Source organism: Zoogloea sp. (assembly GCF_017302315.1).
GTDB lineage: Bacteria > Pseudomonadota > Gammaproteobacteria > Burkholderiales > Rhodocyclaceae > Zoogloea.
On record NZ_JAFLDT010000008.1, the window covers coordinates 19,818 to 39,981 of the forward strand.

The 20,164-nt window shown below is 63.3% G+C and carries 23 protein-coding genes; 13 read left to right on the forward strand and 10 right to left on the reverse strand.

Annotated elements, in window-relative coordinates; translation table 11 throughout:
• Positions 1 to 39 precede the first annotated feature (39 nt).
• Positions 40 to 336: a 2Fe-2S iron-sulfur cluster-binding protein gene (locus J0L98_RS04445; RefSeq protein WP_296410321.1), complete on the forward strand. Its 297-nt coding sequence runs from the start codon at positions 40 to 42 to the stop codon at positions 334 to 336.
• A gap of 259 nt (positions 337 to 595) precedes the next feature.
• On the opposite strand, the gene J0L98_RS04450 is transcribed toward J0L98_RS04445, so the two are convergent.
• The 5 genes from J0L98_RS04450 to J0L98_RS04470 are packed head-to-tail and all read right to left on the reverse strand — an operon-like array spanning position 596 to position 4,010.
• A complete protein-coding gene (locus J0L98_RS04450; protein WP_296410323.1) occupies positions 596 to 1,021 on the reverse strand; it encodes an ArsC/Spx/MgsR family protein in 426 nt (141 codons plus the stop codon).
• A gap of 18 nt (positions 1,022 to 1,039) precedes the next feature.
• On the reverse strand, positions 1,040 to 1,981 hold the full coding sequence (gene draG / locus J0L98_RS04455; protein ID WP_296410325.1) for an ADP-ribosyl-[dinitrogen reductase] hydrolase: 942 nt from the start codon (positions 1,979 to 1,981) through the stop codon (positions 1,040 to 1,042).
• The gene (locus tag J0L98_RS04460; RefSeq protein ID WP_296410327.1) at positions 1,974 to 2,843 is read right to left on the reverse strand and encodes an NAD(+)--dinitrogen-reductase ADP-D-ribosyltransferase; all 870 of its coding nucleotides are present in this window, start codon (positions 2,841 to 2,843) and stop codon (positions 1,974 to 1,976) included. Before J0L98_RS04460 ends, draG begins: the two co-directional genes overlap by 8 nt.
• A gap of 14 nt (positions 2,844 to 2,857) precedes the next feature.
• A complete protein-coding gene (locus tag J0L98_RS04465; RefSeq protein WP_296410328.1) occupies positions 2,858 to 3,445 on the reverse strand; it encodes a hypothetical protein in 588 nt (195 codons plus the stop codon).
• Positions 3,426 to 4,010, reverse strand: a complete 585-nt coding sequence (locus J0L98_RS04470) for a group II truncated hemoglobin (RefSeq protein ID WP_296410329.1) — start codon at positions 4,008 to 4,010, stop codon at positions 3,426 to 3,428. Before J0L98_RS04470 ends, J0L98_RS04465 begins: the two co-directional genes overlap by 20 nt.
• 486 nt (positions 4,011 to 4,496) lie before the next feature.
• On the opposite strand from J0L98_RS04470, the gene nifH reads away from it, so the two are divergent.
• The 9 genes from nifH (at position 4,497) to J0L98_RS04515 (ending at position 12,268) form a co-directional block, all read left to right on the forward strand.
• Positions 4,497 to 5,378 carry a nitrogenase iron protein gene (gene nifH / locus J0L98_RS04475; protein ID WP_296410330.1) on the forward strand — a complete coding sequence of 294 codons (882 nt, stop codon included), beginning with the start codon at positions 4,497 to 4,499 and terminating at the stop codon, positions 5,376 to 5,378.
• A gap of 142 nt (positions 5,379 to 5,520) precedes the next feature.
• The gene (gene nifD / locus J0L98_RS04480) at positions 5,521 to 6,969 is read left to right on the forward strand and encodes a nitrogenase molybdenum-iron protein alpha chain (RefSeq protein ID WP_296410331.1); all 1,449 of its coding nucleotides are present in this window, start codon (positions 5,521 to 5,523) and stop codon (positions 6,967 to 6,969) included.
• Positions 6,970 to 7,036: 67 nt separating this feature from the next.
• A complete protein-coding gene (nifK, locus tag J0L98_RS04485; protein WP_296410332.1) occupies positions 7,037 to 8,596 on the forward strand; it encodes a nitrogenase molybdenum-iron protein subunit beta in 1,560 nt (519 codons plus the stop codon).
• Positions 8,597 to 8,660: 64 nt separating this feature from the next.
• The gene (locus tag J0L98_RS04490) at positions 8,661 to 9,008 is read left to right on the forward strand and encodes a 2Fe-2S iron-sulfur cluster-binding protein (protein WP_296410333.1); all 348 of its coding nucleotides are present in this window, start codon (positions 8,661 to 8,663) and stop codon (positions 9,006 to 9,008) included.
• Positions 9,009 to 9,071: 63 nt separating this feature from the next.
• A complete protein-coding gene (locus tag J0L98_RS04495; RefSeq protein ID WP_296401874.1) occupies positions 9,072 to 9,308 on the forward strand; it encodes a zinc ribbon domain-containing protein in 237 nt (78 codons plus the stop codon).
• A gap of 198 nt (positions 9,309 to 9,506) precedes the next feature.
• Positions 9,507 to 9,896: a hypothetical protein gene (locus J0L98_RS04500; RefSeq protein WP_296410335.1), complete on the forward strand. Its 390-nt coding sequence runs from the start codon at positions 9,507 to 9,509 to the stop codon at positions 9,894 to 9,896.
• Positions 9,897 to 9,902: 6 nt separating this feature from the next.
• Positions 9,903 to 10,403, forward strand: coding sequence for a sigma-70 family RNA polymerase sigma factor (locus tag J0L98_RS04505; protein WP_296410336.1), 501 nt, complete (start codon positions 9,903 to 9,905; stop codon positions 10,401 to 10,403).
• Positions 10,400 to 11,185, forward strand: coding sequence for an anti-sigma factor (locus J0L98_RS04510; RefSeq protein WP_296410337.1), 786 nt, complete (start codon positions 10,400 to 10,402; stop codon positions 11,183 to 11,185). The genes J0L98_RS04505 and J0L98_RS04510 overlap by 4 nt, the downstream gene beginning before the upstream one ends.
• 81 nt (positions 11,186 to 11,266) lie before the next feature.
• Positions 11,267 to 12,268, forward strand: coding sequence for a catalase family peroxidase (locus tag J0L98_RS04515; RefSeq protein ID WP_296410338.1), 1,002 nt, complete (start codon positions 11,267 to 11,269; stop codon positions 12,266 to 12,268).
• A 10-nt stretch (positions 12,269 to 12,278) separates the two neighbouring features.
• Here the strand turns inward: J0L98_RS04515 and J0L98_RS04520 are convergent, their stop codons facing one another.
• The 5 genes from J0L98_RS04520 to J0L98_RS04540 all read right to left on the reverse strand — a co-directional run bounded on the left by J0L98_RS04520 (position 12,279) and on the right by J0L98_RS04540 (position 17,074).
• Positions 12,279 to 12,434, reverse strand: a complete 156-nt coding sequence (locus tag J0L98_RS04520) for a hypothetical protein (RefSeq protein ID WP_296410340.1) — start codon at positions 12,432 to 12,434, stop codon at positions 12,279 to 12,281.
• A 59-nt stretch (positions 12,435 to 12,493) separates the two neighbouring features.
• Positions 12,494 to 13,123: a DUF2238 domain-containing protein gene (locus tag J0L98_RS04525; RefSeq protein WP_296410342.1), complete on the reverse strand. Its 630-nt coding sequence runs from the start codon at positions 13,121 to 13,123 to the stop codon at positions 12,494 to 12,496.
• A gap of 17 nt (positions 13,124 to 13,140) precedes the next feature.
• Positions 13,141 to 13,368, reverse strand: a complete 228-nt coding sequence (locus J0L98_RS04530) for a type II toxin-antitoxin system VapC family toxin (RefSeq protein ID WP_296410343.1) — start codon at positions 13,366 to 13,368, stop codon at positions 13,141 to 13,143.
• A gap of 317 nt (positions 13,369 to 13,685) precedes the next feature.
• A complete protein-coding gene (locus J0L98_RS04535; protein WP_296410344.1) occupies positions 13,686 to 15,782 on the reverse strand; it encodes an ATP-dependent helicase in 2,097 nt (698 codons plus the stop codon).
• Between the two features lie 89 nt (positions 15,783 to 15,871).
• Positions 15,872 to 17,074: an ammonium transporter gene (locus J0L98_RS04540; protein WP_296410346.1), complete on the reverse strand. Its 1,203-nt coding sequence runs from the start codon at positions 17,072 to 17,074 to the stop codon at positions 15,872 to 15,874.
• A gap of 446 nt (positions 17,075 to 17,520) precedes the next feature.
• Here J0L98_RS04540 and J0L98_RS04545 point away from each other — a divergent pair, with 446 nt between their 5' ends.
• The 3 genes from J0L98_RS04545 (at position 17,521) to J0L98_RS04555 (ending at position 19,885) form a co-directional block, all read left to right on the forward strand.
• Positions 17,521 to 17,943, forward strand: coding sequence for a pilin (locus tag J0L98_RS04545; RefSeq protein WP_296410347.1), 423 nt, complete (start codon positions 17,521 to 17,523; stop codon positions 17,941 to 17,943).
• Positions 17,944 to 18,067: 124 nt separating this feature from the next.
• Positions 18,068 to 18,688 (forward strand): 1,6-anhydro-N-acetylmuramyl-L-alanine amidase AmpD, encoded by a 621-nt coding sequence (gene ampD / locus J0L98_RS04550; protein WP_296410348.1) that lies wholly within the window; start codon positions 18,068 to 18,070, stop codon positions 18,686 to 18,688.
• A 495-nt stretch (positions 18,689 to 19,183) separates the two neighbouring features.
• Positions 19,184 to 19,885 carry a transglycosylase SLT domain-containing protein gene (locus J0L98_RS04555; protein WP_296410349.1) on the forward strand — a complete coding sequence of 234 codons (702 nt, stop codon included), beginning with the start codon at positions 19,184 to 19,186 and terminating at the stop codon, positions 19,883 to 19,885.
• Positions 19,886 to 20,164 lie beyond the last annotated feature (279 nt).

Sequence of the window (20,164 nt, forward strand, 5' to 3'; positions counted from 1 at the left end):
CCATTTTCGTTGTTCATCTGCAAGCAAGAAGGAATTTCCATGGCTCTACTTACCATCCAGCCCTCGGGCAAGGCCGTTGAGGTCGCCGCCGGTGCCACGCTTCTCAGTGCCATCCTCGCGTCAGGAGAAAGCATCCGCCACAAGTGTGAGGGCAAGGCCGAATGTGGGAGCTGCCACATCTTCATCCAGGAGGGCCGCAAGACCCTTCCGCGCATCCAGAAGCTCGAGAACGAAAAGCTCGATACCCTGGTGGGCGTCAGCAGCAAGTCGCGTCTGGCCTGCCAGACCCTGATGGGCGAAGAGCCCGTCACCATCGAGTTGCTCAGCTTCGTCTGAGTGAGTGACGCCCGTGGGTGAGCGAACGCTCGCCTGCGGGTTCCGGTCAATGGCTTTTCGGTGATTCCGGCCACAGAGCTCATGAACGCTGCGGTTTGGCGCGTCGTCCGATGGCCGTAGCGGTGTCTACCGCTGGGGGCGATTTGGGGCGACTTCAGTCGCCCATCCGCGCGTCGATCACCGGCATGCCTTTGATCGAAGTCCGCGGGCGACTGAAGTCGCCCCTACGGTCCCTCCGGCTTCCCGGATGTTGCTCCAATCAGGCCGAGCACTTCTTCCCCGAAATGTTGGCTGCGCATCCTTCGGTGCGCCGTCCGTCCAGTTCGGCGAGGCTTGGACTGTCCAGCCACGCCGCCACCGCGTTGGGTTCAAACCCGACGAGCTTGCGCCCGTCGGCTTCCATCAGGGGGCGGCGGATGAGCAGGGGTTCGGCAAGCAACAGGGCCAGGGCGGCATCCCGGTCGAGCTGTTCCGGTACGACTTCACCCGACTTGACCCGTGGTGCGGCACGGTTGAACCATTCGGCCACGGGCAGCGGGGCGAGGAAGGTGAGCAGGCTGTCCGCGGTCCAGGGCCAGGCGAGCAGGCTGCGGACGTCAAGGGTATGGCCGGCCGATTCGAGCCAGGCTTTCTGCTTGGCGTTGCCGCCACATCCGGGCTTTTCATAGAAGACGACGTGGGTCATGGGGCCTCCGGTTTGGGATCAGGGCCGCGGTCTGGCGGCCAGATTCAGCAATGCGTCGGTCTGTTTGACAATGGCCGCAGCGATGGTCCGGTCGAGCCGATCGAGCCAGGCGCGGGGCAGGGCGCTGGCACCGCACTGGGCACCGTGCAGCATGCCAACAAGGGCGGCGGTGGTGTCGGCGTCGTCACCGCGATTGACGGCGCCGATAAGGGCGTCTTCGAAAGTGCTTTCGGTGAAGGTGAAATGAAAGACTGTCTGCAGGGTGTCCACCACGTAGCCACTGGCTCGCCCGGGATAGGGTTGAAAGCGGAACATGGGGTGGTCGACAACGAACGCGTCTGCGAGGGGGCGGGCCTCGGACAGGCGTCCGCCGAGCAGCAGGCGGCGGAGCAGGCGCCCGCAGATCAGGGTGGCGGCGTCGGAGAGGGCGTTGTTGTGGGTGAAGCGGGCCTGGGCCAGGCTGCGGGCTTCGAAGGCCGCTTCGTTGTGAAGAGTGGCGAGCACCACGGGCAGGTTGCGCATGACTGCGCCGTTGCCCGCGTCACCTTCGCCCGCCGGCCCGGCGAAGGAACCATCGGTCATGTAGCGACGGATACCGCGCCGGCAGGTGTTGCCGCAATCCACGGGCTTGCTGCGCAGCCACGCCACATAGGCCTCGGCAACGGCTTTCATGCACCAGCCGTCGGCGTCGAGGATGGACTTGCCCAGGGCCAGACACATGGTCGTGTCGTCGGTGACCTGGCCCGGCGCGAGCTTGAGCCAGCCGCCCCCGGTCATGTGGCGATGGACGCCGTACTGGGCGACGATTTCCCGCGGGGTCATGAACTCGGTGGTCGCCCCCAGGGCGTCACCGATGGCCAAGCCGAGATAGGCGCCGAGGGCCTTGTCACGCAGGCTGCCGGGCCGCAGGCCGGAGGGCAGTATGGACGGATGGGTGCGCAGGAGGAGTGCATCAAGCATAGCGGGCCACCACTTCGTATTCGCCGCCGATCACCAGCACCTCGCCTTCTCCGGCGAGGGGGGCGCCCGGCAGCAGGCCGGGAAAGAACAGGATCTTGACCACCGGAACGTGCGCTTCGAGGATCCAGTCGCCGAACTCGTCGGCGCGCTCGCGGGAGGTGGAAAAGGACACGATGTTGTTCAGGCGCAGGACGCAGGCACGGTCACGCCGGTCACCGGCGACCACTCGCTGCTCCGTGAAGTCGTTGATGCCGCGCCATAGGGTGACGAAATCCCGGGCGGGCTGGCCAAAGCGCTGGATGGCCCATTGGCAGTATTCAAACAGCAGATCGAGCTGCTGGTGGATGCAGTTGTTGTGGAAGCGGCTGCTGCCCTTTTCCTCGATATAGGCAATCCACGCCGGCGATGGAAACCGCCCCAGGGGCGCCTTGTGGAAGGTGGGCACCAGGCCGAAACGGCTTTCAGCCCAGCCTTTCAGTACGGCGCCAGCGGCGGAATTGGAGTCCAGCCCCCAGCCCTGCAGCAGTTTGAGGTAGCTGGAGCGATGCCGTGATCGCGGTGTGCTGCGGGTGCCGGGTTCGGGCGGTGCGATGCCGAAGACGATCTCCATGAAGTGCCGGAAGACCGCTGAAGCGGCGGTCAGGTCTCCGGCGCTTTCGAGGAGCCGGAACAGGCCGCGGTGGGTCTCGCGAACGCCGGAAATGGCGAATGGCTGAGGGTGGGTGTTGAAGGCCGTGGAGCCGAGCAGGCCAACCGGCAGCCCGACCAGATTGGTCGAGTACCAGCGGCCGGGATCGGTGCCCCTTCCTTCTCCGGCCCAGTCCTCAGCCACCGCCCCGCGTCGGGGCGACGGCTCGTTCATGGGGCAGCCTGGTTTCAGACGGGACGGTTTGCGCCCAGATCGCGGATCGGACCCATGATCTTGAGGCCTTCCTCGAAGGTCAGCGGGGCGTAGGTGGCCGAGAACTTGGTGGCCGCGTTGGCGACGGCGTCCAGCTTGCCGGCGGTGTCGAGCTTCTTCAGGTCGTTCTTCTCGAGGTACAGCAGTTCGAGGGTTTCGTTGTACACGGTGGCCTCGTCGATGGGCAGCACGGTGTAGCTGATGTCACCCATCTTCACGGTGTACTTTTTCGACAGATCAATGTTGTCGCAGAAGACGATGTACTTGCCGGTGGGTGTGAAGTAGGGGCCGAGGACTTCGTGCACCAGAGCCAGGTATTCAAAGGACAGCAGGAAGCTGGAGAAGAAGGGAATGGTCTTGCCATCGTCGCAGACCATCATGACCTGATCGGTGACGATCTCGGGCGGGCGCTTTTCGTCGGCAAACTGCTCGGCAAACTTCAGCGCGACATCGCCCCGGAAGCCGTAGCGGCCGGCCTTCTTGGTCTCGCCCTTGAAGACCGGGTTGAGCAGGCGGCCCTTTTCGTCCAGGTCGAGGATGGCATTAGTGAGAGTGGTGGTCATGACTGCTTCCTTTGTCATTGCGGATGAAATCGGCGGTCTTGGCGAACGCGCGGGTGAGTTGATCCTTGAGATCCGGGTCGGCGACCACCTCGTCGAGGGCCTGGGTCATGCACAGCATCCAGGCGTCGCGCTCGGCCTGGCCGATGGCGAAGGGGAGATGCTTGCGGCGCAGGCGCGGGTGGCCGCGTTCGGCGGAGTAAACCTGGGGTCCGCCCGTCCACTCCGTGATGTAGCGCACCAGCACCTCCTTGACCGGGGCCAGGTTGGGGCCATGCATGGCACGGATGGTGGCGGCTTCGGGAAGGGTGTCCATGAGGGCGTAAAAGCGGTCCACCAGTTGCTCGATGATGGTCACGCCTCCCAGGCGGGCGAAGTGGGGGTTGGTGCCGCTGGGCACCGAGGTGACCGACGGTGCGGGTGGCGTGTTCGTGTCCGCGCCGTGGAGGCCGGTGTGGGTCGGTTCGCCATACACGGGAACGGCCCAGCCATCGCGCCGCAGATAGCCCACCACGACCCGGGCGGGGCAGGCTGGTGGGGTGCTGTCAGGGGTGTCCGGCTTGCTCATGGTGGTGGCTCCTGGTTTGCGGCGAGTGGCGATCTGATCTGCCGGGGCCGTCTGTCGGCCTTATATAGGCAATTGTTGTGCCGAACCGCTGCCGAAGTCCGCTTGTTTCAATAAAAGCCTTTCACGTCAGTGCTTTGGATCTCATTGTCGGGTTGTCGTCGGGTGTCAGGTGAGACGTCGGGCGTCTGTGCCCTTCCTGACAGCGCTGGGCCCTTTGTCGTATTCCACACACACCCTCCAATCATTGCCCGGACCCTGGGTGAATCTATTTTTCAATTAAAAAACAATGATTTGAAGAAATATTTCACGGTTGGCACGGCGATTGCTGAATGCTCCTCGCACCGATAAAGGCTCGCCGAAGCGTGTGAATACGAAGAGCAAGACGGACACGAGAGGCTGCATTCCGGTTGCAAGGTAGATGGGTCCCAACACCCGGAATTCGTCAGTGAAGCAAACACCCGTTCATTTCATTCAGGAGATCCGAAAATGGCTGCACTTCGTCAAATTGCGTTCTACGGCAAAGGTGGTATCGGTAAGTCCACCACCTCCCAAAACACCCTGGCCGCTCTGGCCGAAATGGGTCAGAAAATCCTGATCGTCGGTTGCGATCCGAAAGCTGACTCCACCCGCCTGATCCTCCACGCAAAGGCCCAGGACACCGTTCTGTCCCTGGCTGCTGAAGCCGGCTCGGTTGAAGATCTGGAAATCGAGGACGTTCTGAAGGTGGGTTATCGCGACATCCGTTGCGTCGAGTCCGGTGGCCCGGAACCCGGCGTTGGTTGTGCCGGCCGTGGCGTGATCACCTCGATCAACTTCCTCGAGGAAAACGGTGCTTACGACGGCGTCGACTACGTCTCCTACGACGTGCTCGGTGACGTGGTCTGCGGCGGCTTCGCCATGCCCATCCGTGAGAACAAGGCGCAGGAAATCTACATCGTCATGTCCGGCGAAATGATGGCCATGTACGCCGCCAACAACATCTCCAAGGGCATTCTGAAGTACGCCAACTCCGGTGGCGTGCGTCTGGGCGGCCTGGTCTGCAACGAGCGCCAGACCGACAAGGAACTGGAACTGGCCGAGGCTCTGGCTGGCAAGCTGGGCACCAAGCTGATCCACTTCGTTCCCCGCGACAACATCGTTCAGCACGCTGAGCTGCGCCGCATGACCGTGATCGAGTACGCCCCGGATTCGAAGCAAGCCGGTGAGTACCGTCAGCTGGCCGAGAAGGTTCACAACAACGCCGGCAACGGGACCATCCCGACCCCGATCACCATGGATGAGCTCGAGGACCTGCTGATGGACTTCGGCATCATGAAGAAGGAAGACGAGTCCGTCATCGGCAAGACCGCTGCCGAGCTCGCCGCCTGACGCGTCGAGAGTCGAGGGTCGAGAGTCGGGGCTGTACGTGCCGGCTCTCCTCCGGTGCCTTCGGGCACCGGCCGACATGGCCTGATCTCGACTCTCCGCTCTCTACTCTCGACCCACCCGACTAAATGACAGGAGCAATGAAATGAGCCTGACCGTTGAAGAAAACAAGGCACTTATCGAAGAAGTGCTGAAGGCCTACCCGGAAAAGACCGCCAAGAAGCGTGCCAAGCACCTGGGCACCTTCGAGGATGGCAAGCCGGATTGCGGCGTGAAGTCCAACATCAAGTCCCTGCCGGGCGTGATGACGATTCGTGGCTGTGCCTACGCCGGTTCCAAGGGCGTGGTGTGGGGCCCGATCAAGGACATGATCCACATTTCCCATGGCCCGGTGGGCTGCGGCCAGTATTCCTGGGCCTCGCGCCGGAACTACTACATCGGTGAGACCGGCATCGACACCTTCGGCACGATGCAATTCACGTCCGACTTCCAGGAGAAGGACATCGTCTTCGGCGGCGACAAGAAGCTCGAGAAGATCATCGACGAAATCCAGGAACTGTTCCCCCTCAACAAGGGCATCACCGTCCAGTCCGAGTGCCCGATCGGCCTGATCGGCGACGACATCGAGGCCGTTTCGAAGAAGAAGGCCAAGGAATACGAAGGCAAGACCATCGTTCCCGTGCGTTGCGAGGGCTTCCGCGGCGTCAGCCAGTCCCTCGGCCACCACATCGCCAACGATGCGGTGCGTGACTGGGTTTTCGACAAGGTCGATCCGAACAAGAACGTGTTCGAATCCAGCCCCTACGACGTGGCCATCATCGGTGACTACAACATCGGTGGCGATGCCTGGTCCAGTCGCATCCTCCTCGAGGAGATGGGCCTGCGCGTGATCGCCCAGTGGTCCGGCGACGGCACCATCGCCGAACTGGAGAACACCCCCAAGGCCAAGCTCAACGTGCTGCACTGCTACCGCTCGATGAACTACATCAGCCGGCACATGGAAGAGAAGTACGGGATCCCCTGGGTCGAGTACAACTTCTTCGGCCCGACGATGATCGAGAAGAGCCTGCGCGAGATCGCCAGCCACTTCGACGACACCATCAAGGCCAATGCCGAGGTGGTCATCGCCAAGTACCGCAAGCTGATTGACGAGACCATCGCCAAGTACAAGCCGCGCCTGCAGGGCAAGAAGGTCATGCTCTTCGTGGGTGGCCTGCGTCCCCGTCACGTGATCGGCGCCTACGAGGATCTGGGCATGGAAGTGGTCGGCACCGGCTACGAATTCGGCCACAACGACGACTATCAGCGCACCACGCACTACGTGAAGGACGGCACGCTGATCTACGACGACGTGACCGGCTACGAGTTCGAGAAGTTCGTCGAGAAGGTCCAGCCCGACCTGGTGGGTTCCGGCATCAAGGAAAAGTACGTTTTCCAGAAGATGGGCGTGCCCTTCCGTCAGATGCACAGCTGGGACTACTCCGGCCCGTACCACGGCTACGACGGTTTCGCGATCTTCGCCCGTGACATGGACATGGCGATCAACTCGCCGGTCTGGGGCCTTGCCAAGGCTCCGTGGAAGAAGGCTGCCTAATTCTTCTTCCGGGCGGGGCTGTGGCCCCGCCGCCCCCGCCCTGATTACTGATTCAAGGAGTGCTGACATGCCCCAAAATGTTGAAAAGGTCCTCGACCACGAAAATCTGTTCCGCGAGCCGGAATACAAGGCCATGTTCGACAACAAGCGGAGCCAGTTCGAGTTCCGCGTGCCTGCCGAAGAACTGGCCAAGCAGATCGAATATGCCAAGACCTGGGAATATCGCGAGAAGAACTTCGCCCGCGAAGCCCTGACGGTCAACCCCGCCAAGGCCTGCCAGCCGCTGGGCGCCGTTTTTGCTGCCGTCGGCTTCGAAAAGACCCTGCCCTTCGTGCATGGCTCCCAGGGTTGCGTGGCCTACTACCGTTCGCACTTCTCCCGTCACTTCAAGGAGCCGACCTCCTGCGTCAGCTCCTCGATGACCGAAGATGCGGCGGTGTTCGGCGGCCTCAACAACATGATTGACGGCCTCGCCAACACGTTCAACCTGTACAAGCCGGAGATGATCGCCGTCTCCACCACCTGCATGGCCGAAGTGATCGGTGATGACTTGGACGCCTTCATCAAGACGTCCAAGCAGAAGGGTTCCATCCCCGCCGAGTTCGACGTGCCCTTTGCCCACACCCCGGCCTTCGTCGGCAGCCACATCACCGGCTACGACAATGCCCTGCAGGGCATCATCAAGTACTTCTGGGACGGCAAGGCCGGCCAGGGCACGGCCCTGACCCGCATCCCCAACGAGTCCATCAACTTCATCGGCGGCTTCGACGGCTTCGTCTGCGGCAACCTGCCGGAAATTCGTCGCATGCTGGACCTGATGGGCGTCGAGCACACCATCCTGTGCGACCCGTCCGACGTGTGGAACACCCCCACCGACGGCGAGTTCCGCATGTACGACGGTGGCACCACCAAGGCCCAGGTTGAAGCAGCGATCAACGCCAAGGCCACCATCAGCTTCCAGGGCTACTCCACCGAGAAGACCATGAAGCTGATCAAGGAGCATGGCCACGAAACCGCCAGCTTCCATCACCCGATGGGCGTGACCGGCACCGATGCCTTCCTGATGAAGGTCTCCGAGCTGACCGGCAAGCCGATTCCCAAGGAACTCGAGCTCGAGCGCGGCCGTCTGGTCGATGCCATCGCCGACAGCCAGGCCCACCTGCACGGCAAGAAGTTCGCCCTCTACGGGGATCCGGACCTCATGCTGGGCATGACCGCCTTCCTGCTGGAGCTCGGTGCCGAGCCGGTCCATGTGCTCTCCACCAACGGCGACAAGGAGTGGGCCGACAAGGTCCAGGCTTTGCTCGACGCCAGCCCCTTCGGCAAGAACTGCAAGGCCTACCCCAAGGCCGACCTGTGGCACATGCGCTCCCTGCTCTTCACGGAGAAGGTGGACTTCTTGATCGGCAACACCTACGGCAAGTACCTGGAGCGTGACTGCGGCACCCCGCTGATCCGTCTGGGCTTCCCGATCTTCGATCGCCACCATCACCATCGTTTCCCCATCTGGGGTTACCAGGGTGCCCTGCGCGTGCTGACCATGCTGCTCGACGAGTACTTCGAGGCTCTTGATGCCAACACCATCGGCATCGGAACCACCGACTACTCCTACGACATCATCCGCTAAGCACCGCGGAAGGGGAGGCCTCCGGGCCTCCCCGTTCTTACTACCGGACAAAGGCAAAGCCATCATGGCCAACATCACTTTCAGCTCGCCCAAGATGAAGAAGGACGTCACGGTCTACGCGACGGCCGGCGACACCCATACCCTGCTGCTGATTGCGCAGAACAACAAGATCCCCGTCGAATTCGAATGCGAAAACGGCGAGTGCGGTTCCTGTTGCGTCGAGGTCCAGATCCTCTCCGGCAAGACCCCCATGGGTATTGCCCTGACCGAAAAGGAGAAGGTTGCCCTTCGCCTGGCCGGCAAGATCACCAAAGAGCAGATTGCCGATGCGGAAGAGAAGGACCTGCCGCCGCCGTACCGGCTGGCCTGTCAGTTCATCGCCCGCAACGAGGACGTGCTGGTCAAGTTCTGACCCGTCTTCACCGCCCCCGCCGGCCGGGGGCGGCATTGCCATTACCGCCTGCCGGAGCGTCCCATGCCCATCTACGATTTTCACTGCCTGTCCTGTGATCGGATCTTCGAGCGCATTGCCCGCGCCGATGCCCTTCCACCCTGCCCCCATTGCGGTGCCGAGCAGGTCGAGAAACTGGTGTCCATGCCCGCCGCCCCCGGGAAGTCCGCCGGCATTATTGCCAGCGCGCGCAAGCAGGCGGCGAAGGAAGGGCATTTCAGCAACTACAGCAAGACTGATCGGGCGCGGGTGAAGGGCTAACACCGCTCTTTCCTGGCGATCGCGGCAAACGGGGCAGCTTTGGCTGCCTTTTTGCACTTGCACGCCCCCGTTCGTCAGGGGGGACCCGGCCATCGACCCTGCCTCCACGTGTCGAAGGGAGAATAGGCGCGGCGCGGGAATAAACTGCCTACGGGCGCCGTATACCTCCGTGTACCCCTACACTTCAACGGAGGCTGTATGCGCATCAAGAACACTATCCTTCCCCTCCTGCTCTCCGGTCTGCTTGTGGCGTGTGGCGGATACGCCACCACCACGGGCGCAGCGCCGGCCCGATTGGCGGACGGTGTGCTCGTGGATGGCGCGGGCATGACGCTCTACGTCTTTGACAAGGATGCGGCCCATTCGGGCAAGAGCGTCTGCAACGGCCCCTGCGCCGCAAACTGGCCGCCCTTGATGGTTGTCGATGGAACGGCCGGCGGAGTCGATTTCAGTGTCGTCACACGGGACGACGGGGCACGTCAATGGGCCTTCAAGGGCAAACCCCTGTATCGCTGGGTCAAGGACCAGAAGCCCGGTGACCGGACCGGTGACGGTTTCAACTCGGTCTGGCACGTTGTCAGGCCCTGATTGCTGATGGACAGACAGACGCTTCTTGCCGAACTGCCGCGCCTGCGCCGCTATGCGCGGGCATTGGTGGGGGAGCGCTGCGCCGCTGACGATCTGGTGCAGGACACGCTCGAGCGTGCCTGGGCGCGCTTCGGGCAATGGCGGGCAGATGGTGATTTGCGCCCGTGGCTGTTTGCCATCATGCACAACCTGCGGATGGACCAATTACGCAAGCCGAGGCTGGATCTTGTTCCCATCGATGATGATGTGCCTGAACTGCCGGTGCGCGCGAATCAGAGCGACCGCATTGAAGTGGCCGATCTGGCCGCCGCCCTGGCGCAGTTGCCGGAGGAGCAGCGCGCCGTGCTCTTGCTTGTGACCCTTGAGGAGATGCGCTATGCGGACGTGGCGAGCACCCTGGGTATTGCTGTCGGGACAGTGATGTCCCGTCTGTCTCGAGGGCGCGAACACCTGCGCCAGATCCTGGCGGGCGAGGCCCCGTCTCCCCAATTGCGAGTGGTGCGATGAACTCCAGCCCTGTCACCGATGCGGATCTCCATGCCTTTCTCGACGGCGAGCTGCCGCCCGAGCGCCACAGGGCCGTAGAGGTCTGGCTGGCCGCCCATCCCGATGGGGCCCGGCGTCTCGAGTCCTTTCGCGAACAGCAGAGAGCCCTGCGCCGGATGTTCGCCCCGGTTCTGGACGAGCCCCTTCCGGAAGCCCTGATCCAGGCCAGTCGGTCTCCCATAGCTGCTCCCCGGGCGCGGCCGCGTCGGCCCTGGTTGCAGCTTGTCGCGGCGGTTCTGATGACCTGCACCGGCGTTGCAGGCGGGTGGATCGCACGGGGGCAGCAGGACGCAGTGGGAATGGCCGCGGTCGTACCCCTGCCGCGTCAGGCTGCGGTGGCCCATGTGGTGTTCAGTCCCGACGTGAAGCGGCCCGTGGAGATACGTGCAGAGCATGAGGAGCAGCTGATCACCTGGCTCTCCAAGCGACTCGGGACGGCGGTTCGGCCTCCCCGGCTCACGGCGCAGGGCTTCGAGCTGATTGGGGGGCGGCTGCTCCCCGGGAACACCGGGCCGGTGGCCCAGTTCATGTATCACGACGCCAGCGGACAGCGTCTGACCCTCTATGTCAGTACCGAGAATGCGAGCAATCGCGACACCGCCTTCCGCTTTGCCCAGGAGGGGCCGGTGAACGTCTTCTACTGGATTGATGGCAAGTTCGGCTACGCCTTGTCGGCCGGGATTCCCAAGGACACCCTGGCAGGGATCGCCACGGCGGTCTACGAGCAGTTGGAAAGTCGTTGAGCCTCCCGGCGCGGCCTGACGGCGGCGCCGGGTTGGTGTTTCTCCCGTGATTCCCTCCCATACATCTCCCGGAGTATCTTCATGCGCCTTTTTTCCGTTTGCAGTGCATTGGCTGCGAGCTTTGCAATGTCGTCCCTGTCGGGTCTTGCCGCCGACTTGCCGCAGCCCGATGCACCCGAAGTCGTCGGGGCCATTGAGGGCAGTTTTGGTGTGACGCCGGGTGCCCGCCGCAATCACATCAAGGGCAGTTGTGCGCTGGGTGAGTTCGTGGGTAGCCGTGAGGCTGCCCGGTATTCCCGTTCGCCCTTGTTCTCGGGAAAGGGGGTGCCGGTGGTGGCCCGATTCTCCCTCTCGGGCGGCAACCCCAAGGCGCCGGACACGGCGCGCAGCGGGCGGGGGATGGCGCTTGAATTCCGACTGCCCAAAGGGCAGGTGCACCACATGACCATGCTCAACACGCCCGTCTTTGGCGCGGCGCAGCCCCGGACCTTCCTTGACCTGATGCATGCCCTGCGGCCGGACCCGACCACCGGCAAGCCCGACCCGGAGAAGCTCAAGGCATTCAAGGCAAGCCACCCGGACAGCCTGGCCCAGGCCGAGTACCTGGCCAGCCACAATCCGCCGGCAAGCTATGCCAACAGCACCTACTGGGGGATTCATACTTTCCGCTTCATCGACCGCAAGGGGCGGGTGACGCCGGTGCGCTGGCGCTTCGTGCCACAGGACGGCGAGCTGCCCCTCGGCGACGCCGCCCTGAAGGCGGCCGGGGCGGACTTCCTCGAGCAGGCCTTGATCGCGCGAACTACGCAGGGGGCGGCCCGCTGGGACATGCTGGTGTCCGTCGGCCAGCCGGGGGATCCGGATGACGACCCGACCGTGGCCTGGCCCGCCGAACGTCGAGAGTTCCGGGCCGGCACGCTCAGCATCGTGCAGGCCATGCCCCAGACGGGCGCCGCCTGCGAGCCGATCAACTTTGATCCGCTGGTCATGGCGGACGGCATTGCACCCAGCCGGGACCCCATCCTGCTGTTCCGTTCACCTGCCTACGCCGTGTCCTTCGCCAAGCGTCTGAGCGGGCAGTAGACCGGGGCTGTCAGCGTGGTTGACGGCAGCCGGCGTCGCGGAAGGGCCCGCTGACCCGGGTCCAGGCGGCCCCCGGCGATGTCTGGGCGCAGACCCGGCGTGCGTCGAGCTGGCTCTCCCATCGATACCAGGCGGCGGGCGCGGCATGGAGTGTCGATGTGGTCACGAGCGCCAGCGTGATCGCCACTGGCCCGGTCCATGCCTTCCGGGGGCTGGGGCGGGGGATCATGGGTAGTTAGGGCTCCGCAACTGACGGTCGTGCAGGCGGCTGAAGACGACCAGGGCCGTGATGGCGCCCAACAACGCGAAGAACATGTCCGACTGGGTGTCCCAGGGGTCGCCCTGGGTACCCAGGAATTCGTCGGCACCCTGGCCGAGGGCCAGCGCGGCGCCCCATTCGATGAACTCGTAAGTGGCACTGATGGCGAGCACCACGCACACCGTCAGGAAGGCGAGCATCTTGCGGCCCTCTACGTGATGCCCGCGCAGCAGGATCTCCCGGGTGACCAGTGCCGGCACGAAGCCCTGGGCGAAGTGGCCGATCTTGTCATAGGGGTTACGACCCAGGTGCAGCAGATCCTGCAGCTGGAAGCCCAGCGGTACCCGCGCATAGGTGTAGGCCCCGCCCAGCATCAGGATCAGGGCATGGATGAAGATGCAGGCGTAGAGCAGGGATGTGAGTGGGAAACGCTGCCGGGTCGCCACGAGGATAGGCAGGGCGATCATCACGGGCGCTACTTCCATCAGCCAGGTGGCCCGGTCGTAGGGCTGCCAGCCGGAAAGGGCCAGGAGGACGACAAGGAGCAGTCCGGCGGTGATGAGCAGGAGGTTCGGTGGTGTTGTGCTTGGCGTCATAGGGCGGACATGGAGGATCAGACCTGCATGATCGTATCGCCATAGCGCGCGACGATGGGGTCGTGAGTCATCAGGCACATGGGTTCGACCCGGGCCTGGGCAACGAGCGTCCGGTCGAATGGATCGTGGTGGTGGGGTGGGCGTGTTTCAGCTTGAACCGCATGTTTGGCGTCGATGGGCAGAAGTCGGTAGCCTGAATCTTCAAAGTAACGCAGGGTGTCGTGGGTGTCGGGCAGCAGATTCAAGGCTGTCCCCCGCCCATGAAAAGCCGGGCGACTTCGTCGTTGTGGGCATCAATGTGGTCAGGCACTTCGAACACACCCTTTGCCACGCCGATCCGCCTATCGTGGAGCCCCGTGTCCATGGGCACCAGGCGGGCGGCGGGGCGGCCGTTGCGGGCAATGACGATCTCGCGTTAATCCCCGCGCTCAATGGCCTCCACCAGACGGGACAGGGACGATTTGGCCTGCGGCATATTGACGGGATCCATCATCACCTCCACGGGGTTGTAAGGCTTAGTCTAGTCTGGCCAAGTAGCTTGGAGAAGGCTGCGCCTGCCTCGTCAATCCCACATCGCCCGCATCTTCGCTGCCAGATCAACCGCAGCCTGGCGGGTTTCATTCCGGGCGGCCGTCTGGATCTCGGCTTCGGGCCAGGTGATCTGTTCGAAGTGGGGGAGCAGACGGTTGGGGATGAAGCGGCTGCGGCTGGCGTATACATGACGGTCGCCGGTGGCGGATTGACCCGAGACGTAGAAACGCTGGGGGATCAGCAGGTCCAGGTGGTCCCGGGCGCGGGTCATGGCCACGTAGAGCAGGCGCATCTCTTCCTCGATCTCCCGCTCGCTGCCGGTGGCCAGGTCGGAAGGGAGGCAGCCATCCACCGTGTTGAGAATGCTCACCGCGGGCCATTCCCGGCCCTTGGCTGAGTGGATGGTGGACAGGATGAGGTAGTCCTCGTCGAGCAGGGGCTTGCCGGATTCGTCGCTGGTGGCGTCGGGCGGGTCGAGGGTGAGTTCGGTGAGGAAGCGCTCGCGGCTGGGGTAGGTGGCGGCGATGCGGGTGAGCTGCTGGATGTCGGCCTTGCGTACCTCGTGGTCGTCATAGAGGCTCTCCATGCGGGTTTCGTACCAGTTGGCGATGTGTTCGAGGGGGGCCGGCCAGGCGGTGGAGGCGGCCAGTTGCTCGACCATGCCGGCGAATGCCATCCAGCCCGGGCGGGCCGCGTCGGGGACCGGCTGCTCGGGGAGCAGGGCACAGCCGGGGGGCGCAGCCTGGACGTTGTCGAGGATGCGCCCGGCGATCTTCGGGCCGACGCCGGGCAGCAGCTGGATGGCGCGGAAGCCGGAAACCCGGTCGCGAGGGTTCTGGGCCCAGCGCAGCACGGCCAGCAGATCCTTGATGTGGGCGGCCTCGAGAAACTTGAGCCCGCCGAACTTCACGAAGGGAATGTGACGCCGGGTCAGCTCGATCTCCAGTCGGGCACTGTGCTGCGCCGCCCGGAACAGCACCGCCTGCTGCTTGAGCTTGAGGCCTTCCTCCCGGCGGGCGAGGACCTGCTCCACCACACAGGCGGCCTGATCGGCCTCGTCGCGAATGCTTACAAGGCGCGGACGGGCGGCGGAGATCCGGTCGGTCCAGAGGTTCTTGCAATAGCGTTCGCGGGCCTGGTCGATGACAGCGTTGGCGGCGGCGAGGATGGGCTGGGTGGAGCGGTAGTTGCGGTCGAGGGTGACCTGCCGGGCGGGCGGGTCGAAGTGCCCAGGAAAGTCGAGGATGTTGCGGATGTCGGCACCGCGGAAGCTGTAGATGCTCTGGGCGTCGTCGCCCACGACGGTGAGGCCGCGGCCGTCGGGCTTCATGGCCAGCAGGATGGCGGCCTGCAGGCGGTTGGTGTCCTGGTACTCATCCACCAGCACGTGGCTGAAGCGCTCGCCCACCTCCCGGGCCAGCGCGGGTTCGGACACCATCTGCGACCAGTAGAGCAGCAGGTCATCGTAGTCGAGCACCTGCTGGGCCTGTTTGGCCTTTACGTAGGCGCGGAACAGGGCCTTCAGGTCACCCTCCCAGCCCGCGTACCAGGGAAAGCTGCCTAGGAGTACTTCCGTCAGGGGCGCGCGGGTATTCACGGCTGCCGAGTAGATGGCCAGGCAGGTGCCCTTGAGGGGGAAACGCTTGCCCTTTGCCGACAGCCTCAGTTCGTGACGCACCAGGTTCATCAGGTCGGCGGAGTCTTCCCGGTCGTGGATGGTGAAGGCCGGGTCGAGGCTGATGCGCCCGGCGAATTCCCGCAGCAGTCGGGCGCCGACGCTGTGAAAGGTGCCCGCCCACGGAAAACCGCCGCTGACCAGGCGGGCGTGGCGGGGGGAGACCTTGGCAGCGATGCGCTGCACGCGCCGGGTCATCTCGTCGGCGGCGCGCCGGGAGAAGGTCAGCAGCAGGATGCGCCCGGGGTCGGCACCCTGGGCCAGCAGGTGGGCGACCCGATGGGCAAGGGTATTGGTTTTGCCGGAGCCCGCGCCGGCAATGACCAGCAGCGGGCCGTCTTCCGCCCCGGTGCCGATGCCATGGAGCGCGGCACTGCGCTGGGCATCGTTGAGGGTGTCGAGATAGGTGGGGCAGGCGGTCGGGGCCGCCGGGGGGCAGGACGGGGGGTGCATGGGCGCTCCTTTGCTGTTATTTTATACAGCCAAGGAGCGCTGGTAAATCCATGGGCGCACAGAAATGCGCCCGGGCGACGCTCAGGTGCTCACCAATGGGTTTCCCGGTCGGGTGTGGCGGTGATCTTGTGGATGGTCAGATCGGCGCCTTCGTACTCTTCTTCCGGATCCAGGCGGATGCCGATGGTGGCACGCAGCAGCCCATAGACAAGATAGCCGCCCGCCAGGGCGACGACGATGCCGCCCAGGGTGCCGATGAACTGCGCGGCCAGACTGACACCGCCCATGCCGCCCAAGGCCTTGGCACCGAAGATACCTGCGGCAATGCCGCCCCAGGCACCGCACAGGCCGTGCAGGGGCCACACACCGAGCACGTCATCGATCTTCCAGCGGTTCTGGGTGAGGGTGAATAGCTGGACGAAGAGGCCGCCCGCCACCAGGCCGGTGATCAGGGCGCCGATGGGGTGCATCAGGTCGGAGCCGGCACACACGGCCACCAGACCGGCCAGAGGGCCGTTGTGGATGAAGCCCGGGTCATTCTTGCCCAGCACCATGGCAGCCATGGTGCCGCCGACCATTGCCATCAGGGAGTTGAGGGCCACCAGGCCGCTGATCTTGTCCAGGGTCTGGGCCGACATCACGTTGAAGCCGAACCAGCCCACGGTGAGGATCCAGGCGCCCAGGGCCAGGAAGGGGATGTTCGAGGGCGGATGGGCCGCCACGTTGCCGTCCTTGGTGTAGCGGCCGCGCCGGGCGCCCAGCAGTAGCACCGCGGGCAGGGCGATCCAGCCGCCGACGGCGTGCACCACCACCGAGCCGGCAAAGTCATGGAACTTGGCCCCGAAGGCGGCTTCCAGCCAGGGCTGGATGCCCAGGTTGTCGTTCCAGGCAATGCCCTCGAAGAACGGGTAGACAAAGCCCACCAGCAGGAAGGTGGCGATGCTCTGGGGGTGGAAGCGGGCGCGCTCGGCGATGCCACCGGAGATGATGGCCGGGATGGCTGCCGCAAAGGTGAGCAGGAAGAAGAACTTGACCATCTCGTAGCCACTCTTCTGGGACAGCACTTCGGCGCTGGCAAAGAAGTGGGCGCCGTAGGCCACGGTGTAGCCGATGAAGAAGTAGGCGAGGGCCGAGACGCCGAAATCCGTCAGGATCTTGACCAGGGCATTGACCTGGTTCTTCTTGCGAACGGTACCGAGTTCGAGAAAGGCAAAGCCGGCATGCATGGCCAGCACCATGATGGCGCCCAGCAGTACGAAGAGGACATTGCTGGCGTGATGTGTTTGCTCCATTTTGGGCTCCGGAAACGAAGCGAGGCACCAAGCAGGTGCCATGCCAATCCTGCTTCGAAAGAAACGCTTTAGAAACAAAGCGATTTACAATGCATGGCTAAAATAGATGCACCATAATCGTGCTTTTTTATGGCAATGGCACCTATATGGTGCGCAATGGCTGTCTCGTCGTGGAATGGTGGGCGTCGTGTTTCCTGTGCTCCGCAAGGGCATGCCTGCCGCATTTGGGCATGGCAGGTGACGCAATGCGTCACCTGCCAAAGTTTGAGAGGCTTGTGTTCCGTGCCGATGAGGCAGGCTTGTGGTTTTAGATGATTGATAAATAAGGAGTTACATCTTTTTTCGTCAGCTTGGCACGGGGGTTGCAATACGTTCCACATCGGATGCCGATATGCAGATCCGAAATGCTCCAAACCCATATTCAGCCGTTCATAGGAGATGTCATCATGAAAAAGCAAGCTCAAGCCGGTTTTACCCTGATCGAACTGATGATCGTTGTGGCGATCATCGGCATTCTGGCGGCTGTTGCCGTGCCCCAGTATCAGGACTACGTGGCGAAGTCCAAGTGGAGCGCTGCGTTGGCTGAGGTTTCCTCCGGTCAGAAGCTGATCGAAACCGAACTGTCCCGTAATTCCGCTCTGACCAATGCTGAAGCGATGACTGCCTCGGGCATGCAGGCCACTACGGGCAATTGTGGCCTTGCTGCCACCAACGCCGCTGGTGTTGCGACCTTCATCTGCACCATCAATAGCGGTCCCGCCCCCGTCAACGGTAAGACGATTACATGGAGTCGTACGGCCGCGGGCGTCTGGAGCTGTGCCTCCAATGCTGCAGTCAAGTACACTAGCCCTGGCTGTCCGGGTGTGTAACGGAAATTGATCTGACCCGGGCTTGATTTCCCGGGTTGCAGATTCGGCCAAAAGCCCTGCAGAGTGATCTGCGGGGCTTTTGGCCTTTTGTGGCTATTTTTACGACCTTGTTTTCAGGCCGAACATGCCCGATCCACGTCTGATTCCCTCTCCCAACGCTGATGCCCGTCCCGATGGCGTTTTGCCCGAGCTCATCATCATCCATGCCATCAGCCTGCCTCCCGATCGTTTTGGTGGCCTGGGCGTTGAGCAGCTCTTCACCAACCGTCTCGATCCGGCCGGGCATCCTTACTACGCGCAGATCCACATGCTCAGGGTGTCGGCCCACTACTTCATCCGGCGTACCGGCGAGCTGATCCAGTTCGTTGCACCCGAACTGCGCGCCTGGCACGCGGGGGTTTCGTCCTGGGGTGGACGGGAGCGCTGCAACGACTTCTCCATCGGTATTGAACTGGAGGGGTGCGATACGCTGCCCTTCGAGCCGATCCAGTACGAGACCCTTGCCGGGCTGCTGGCCGACCTGTGCGCGCGTTTTCCGGTTGCAGGAATCACCGGCCATTCCAACATCGCGCCCGGGCGCAAGACCGATCCTGGCCCATGGTTCTCATGGGGGCATCTGCGGCGTCTGCTGGCCGATGCCGGGCATGGCGAAGTGGGGCAGATGGTTGAACCGGAGGATGCTGCCGACCCCGCTGACGATGCCTTTCTGCGTTGGCCATTTCCAGTCACGGCGCGGCCTGGCTAGGGGTGACGGGTCGGTTTCGGAAAGCCGCTTGGGGCCTGGCTTTGCGCCGGGAGAGATGCGGAGGACAACATGCTGCGGGGCTTTGCGGGAATGTCATTGGAATCCGTTTGAAAGGGCTTCGAGATGCCCCGGTTTGACAAAACCCAGTCGAATCAATAGAATGCGATTTGTGTGCAGTGCAGCACGCATAAATTTTGTTACACGTCGGTGTCGAAGCCGTCGCATGGCCGGGCCTCTTCCCTCCGGCTACTGACCGTCCCAAGGTCTGGTTTCGATACTATTTTTTGGCACGCTGTCTGGTTGCGTCAGCGTGTTTGGATCAACCCCTGGCGACCTGGCTTTTGATTGCCGTCGGCCGTATTTCAGGCTGATGAGTTGAACCCGACTCTGCATTTCCAGGGCTGTCGGGCGATACAAGCGGATTCTCCGTGCCCCTGTTTTCAGGCACGGGTTTGCGTGGGCATTCACGGGCCGTGGCCACAGAAAGGAGAGCCCATGTTCGCAACTCGTATCGCGAAGTACGCACGTCACGCGGCTTCATTCATGCTTCATTTCGCCCACGGCGGTCTTCTCGTCGCTGGCCTGATCGTTACCCTTTTCGTGGCGTCCCGTATCGCCAATCATGGTATCCAGGGGCTTTCCCTGGGTAGTTTCACCGAAGATCCTGCCATCACCGCGATGGTGGAAGACGCTGAGCCGGAGTTGGTTCAAGTCGTCGAAAGCCCCTCCGCCAAGCTGAGCCCAGACCTGCAACGGGTCAAGATCTATATCGCCAAACGCTATCAGGTCTCTGCCGTGGCTCTTGAGCCCCTGCTGGCCTCGGCCCAGCAGACCGGGCGCAATATCGGTGTCGATCCCTTGTTGCTGGTGGCCGTGATGGCCATCGAGTCGCGCTTCAATCCCTTCGCCGAAAGCCCGATGGGCGCCCAGGGCCTGATGCAGATCATCCCCAAGTGGCACCCGGACAAGGTGGACGTCAAGTCTGATCGGGCTGCCCTGTTTGATCCCGACACCAATATCCGTGTCGGCGCTCAAGTGCTCAAGGAGTACATCCAGACCACCGGGTCGGTTGAGCGTGCCCTGCAGCAATACAATGGTTCCAGTGACCCTGCGACGCCCTACGCCAACAAGGTGATGGCCGTGAAGGCTGCACTGGCCCAGGCGGCGCGCAGTAGTGGCCGGTTTGTTGGCGCCTGACGCGCGCTACATACCGGGGGAGGCAAAAGGCCCGCCGCGATTGGCGGGTTTTTTGCGTTCGTGCTGAGCCCACGCAGCTCACCGTACCCCTTTTGTGCTTGAGATTCCCCGCGTGAAGCGGGGCCGTTTGCCAGGATTTCTTCACGAGCTTCGAGCCGGGAAACGAAAATCCAAAAGCGAGCGCCGTCGAGCATGGGCGTCCGCGGGCTGCCCGTACGGTTGTCCGTGCCAAGCCGCACCTGCCCGGCTCCGGTATCATGGCGGTCTTGTTAACTTGTG